We start from the raw sequence: 3381 nt of genomic DNA, 5'->3' as shown, positions 1-3381 counted from the left end.
CCGCGGCCACAGTCGATCGGCTCCTGCACCACGCCCACGTCGTCGTCACCCAAGGTGACAGCTTCCGGCTCGCCCAAGCCACCTCCGGACAAGGGGTGAGACCACTGCACTGACCACGAACTCCACCAGGCGGGGAACTATCTGGCCGCCGTTGGGGAGATCCACCTGGCCGCCAGCGGGGACAACATCTGGCCGCCTACGGGGAGAACAAACTGACCATTGACAGCCTCTGCTGCCGGTCCTGCTGAGCGTCCTCGTTCACCGCCTGCAAGTTGGCTTCGAGCAACCGCTGCCGGTAGCGGCCGAAGACACGGCTCGACAGGAAGGCAGCGAGCCCCTCGACGAAGTACCTCTCCTGGATCCACGGCGTCGAACTGGGATGCCCTTCCGGCCGCCACTCCTTCTTCGGCGCGCAGACGTAGTAGGCACGCTCGTGCTTGGACTTGCCATGCATCCGCCTGCCGCACGAGCAGAAGAGAAAACTGCGCAGCTTGTAGGTCCTCTTGGCTTCCGGATTGCGGTTCTCGCTGACGGTGCGCGACCGCTCACGGTGCAGAGACACCTGCTGGGCCAGAACAAACGTTTCCAGATCAACCAGCGGTTTGTGTGTCTTCTCTGTCGACCAGTACCACTCGGACACCGGGTTCGCCCTGTTCCGGCCGCCGCCCTTGCGCGCGCGGCGGTTCCAGACCATGTGCCCGGTGTGCTTGGGATTCGACAGCATGTCTCGCACGTTGGCACCGGTCCAGAACCCGACTGCGCGCTCCGGGTCAGGCGGAGTCGGCGGCGGGTTTGTGACAAGATCCACATTGAGTCGGCGGGCGATGTCCTCGCAGCCGACCCGTTCGGCGGCACGCCAATGGAATGCCTTGGTCACCACCGGCCCCTCAACCGGGTGGGGTTCGAGGAAGGTCTTCTTGATGCCCTTCGCGCGCTTGGCCGGCACCGGGTGCGGGACCCTCTTGGCCTGGTAGCCGTAGCACGGCTTGCCGATGTTGTATCCCTGTTCTGCATGCGTTTCGAAGCCATCCCAGCTCTTCTCGAGCATGTCCATGACGTACCACTCGGCAACGCCCTGCTTCACACGTCGAGTCAGCACCTGGGTAGATCGCTTCTCCCGGCGGTGCGATACGTCGAGGCTGAAGGGTTCGTCGGACGCGACCAGGCGAACGCCTGCCTCCTCCAGCCGGTTCTCGATATTGGTCGAGATGTGGGTGCGTCGACCGATGCGACCGATCTCCTCACAGATGACGACGTCGAAACGTCGATCGGGTCGCTCTGCTTCTTCGAGAAGGTCCTGGATGCTTCCGTCGCGAGGGACCGGAATCTCGAACAGCTCATGGGCATTCCCGTCGCCGCGGGCGGAGAGTTTCTTCCGTCCGGACTCGACGTCGTAGAAGCAGAGGACGATGACCGCGTTCGAAGGCAAGGCCTGAGTGCAGTTGCGGAACTGCCGTGGTATCGACAGCGTCGGATCCTGCTGGTCCTGGGTAGAGGTTCGACCGATGAACGCGACGCGGACGATCTGCGGCTCGTTCACGACGGCCGAGCCGACGAGCGGGTGCGTCCGATCTATGCGGCGCGATCCTGCCCATTCTCGGATCTCCGCTGGGCCGCCCATTGCGTCACCTCCCACAGCACCTGCGTCTGCTCCAGCCGCAGCCGCTCGGCTTCAGCACCGCCGGCGACCTGGATTTCAAAGGTCATTTCCGGGCCTTCGTCTGAGACGAACCGCCCAGAAGGCTGAACGCGATCGCGTGAGCTAGCTGTTGCGGGTCATGACGTTGGTGACGCGGGCCAGGGCCTGAGACGAGGGACGGGTCTTTCAGCGGCAGGATGAGAAGTGCGACCGACTCGTCCTCCGAACAGAAAGACCCGTCCGTGCACCACCGTAATGCCCCGCTGTCCGTCGAGGGCCGCCGCCGGCTCGTCGCGCGTTGCCAGACCCGCCCGATCGCCCACGTCGCCGCCGAGATGGGCATCTCCCGCCAATGCGCATCCAAGTGGGTCAACCGCTGGCGTCGTTATGGCGAGGCCGGCCTGCTCGACCGTCCCAGCATCCCGCGCCGCCAGCCCACCGCCACCCCCGCCGAGGCGGTGGCCCGGATCGAGCAGCTGCGCCGCCAACGCAAGCACTCCGCCCGCCGGATCGCGACCGAGCTGGCCGCCGAGGGCATCACCGTCTCGGTGCGGACCGTGGGCCGGCATCTGCTGCAACTCGGCCTGAACCGGCGTCGGTTCCTCGACCCGACCGGCGACAGCGACCGTCAGCCACGCCGGATCATCGCCCGCTGGCCCGGGCACATGGTCCACCTCGACGTGAAGAAGACCGGCCGGATTCCCGACGGCGGCGGCTGGCGGATCCACGGCAAAGGCAGCACCCAGGACAAACGCGCCCGCCGCGGCAGAACCCGCGGCGGGCGGGCCCGCTGCGTCTACCTGCACTCCGCCGTCGACGGCCACTCCCGCTTGGCCTGCACCGAAGCCCTGCCTGACGAGAAAGCCCGCACCGCGATCGGGTTCGTCCACCGCGCTCGCGCGTTCTTCGCCGCGCACGGCATCACCCGCATCCACCGCCTGGTCACCGACAACGGCGCCTGCTACCGCGCGAACGACTTCGCCACCGTCCTACGAGGGGCACGGCATCAGCGGATCACGCCTTACACCCCACGCCACAACGGGAAAGTGGAGCGCTACAACCGCATCCTGGCCGAAGAGTTCCTCTACGCGCACGCCTGGCTCAGCGAAGAACACCGCACCACAGCCTTGGCCGTCTGGAACATCCACTACAACTACCATCGACCACACACTGCCGCCGGAAACCAGCCACCAGCCACCCGGCTCCACACCGGCGTCACCAACGTCATGGCCTCATACACCTAGCGCTCATCAACGCGCTGGTGTTCGCCTCTAACGCCCGTATCGGCTCCGAACTTGTCCCCCGTCGTTCGCAGGGCCAGGAACCTGATGATCCTGCCCGGCTCAGCTGGTCCCGACAATGCCCTCGCTCCAACGGTGAACCCAGCGAGAAGGTCAGGCGGTCACGGCCGCTCGCGCTGCCGTTGGAATATTCCTCCGCAAGGACTTGTGCGACCTCGGAACGATACTGTGCAACATCAACTTGCCGGATCGAGCGCGCGCGGCGTGAAACCTCCTCGGTTCTGGAGCATCTCGACCCCAGCAGCCACCCCGGATTCGCAGCCGGCTCGACACCGTCAGCACCCACAGAACGCCTCGCACTCGTGTGAGACAGGTGCACCGAACAGGTTGCCAGTATTTTGCTTTTCGTTCGGTCACCGCGTTCCGAGGAATGCAGCGCACAGCGGTCCTGTCCGGAAAGGCCGACTCCCGTGCCCGGACGCGCGACCCGGGTCGACGGCG

The 3381-nt window shown here is 65.9% G+C and carries 4 protein-coding genes; 2 read left to right on the top strand and 2 right to left on the bottom strand.

The window, feature by feature from the left end:
- Positions 1 to 113 (top strand): ATP-binding protein (locus H5411_RS49515; protein WP_220818366.1); only part of this gene is annotated, 113 nt, incomplete at its 5' end.
- Between the two features lie 83 nt (positions 114 to 196).
- Here H5411_RS49515 and H5411_RS49185 read toward each other — a convergent pair.
- Both H5411_RS49185 and H5411_RS48765 read right to left on the bottom strand, forming a co-directional pair.
- Positions 197 to 1540, bottom strand: coding sequence for a recombinase family protein (locus tag H5411_RS49185; protein ID WP_183127962.1), 1344 nt, complete (start codon positions 1538 to 1540; stop codon positions 197 to 199).
- A gap of 32 nt (positions 1541 to 1572) precedes the next feature.
- Positions 1573 to 1707, bottom strand: a complete 135-nt coding sequence (locus tag H5411_RS48765; protein ID WP_281377675.1) for a hypothetical protein — start codon at positions 1705 to 1707, stop codon at positions 1573 to 1575.
- A gap of 174 nt (positions 1708 to 1881) precedes the next feature.
- On the opposite strand from H5411_RS48765, the gene H5411_RS46020 reads away from it, so the two are divergent.
- Positions 1882 to 2883, top strand: coding sequence for an IS481 family transposase (locus H5411_RS46020; RefSeq protein WP_183127961.1), 1002 nt, complete (start codon positions 1882 to 1884; stop codon positions 2881 to 2883).
- The last annotated feature ends 498 nt before the right edge of the window (positions 2884 to 3381 follow it).

The organism is Amycolatopsis echigonensis, assembly GCF_014174495.1.
In the GTDB taxonomy this organism is placed as follows: Bacteria; Actinomycetota; Actinomycetes; order Mycobacteriales; family Pseudonocardiaceae; genus Amycolatopsis; species Amycolatopsis echigonensis.
This window is presented reverse-complemented; position numbering and strand designations above follow the sequence as displayed.

Excerpts from the sequence above, each read along its gene's own strand:
- H5411_RS48765 (WP_281377675.1), bottom strand. The coding sequence starts at position 1,707 with ATGACCTTTGAAATCCAGGTCGCCGGCGGTGCTGAAGCCGAGCGGCTG.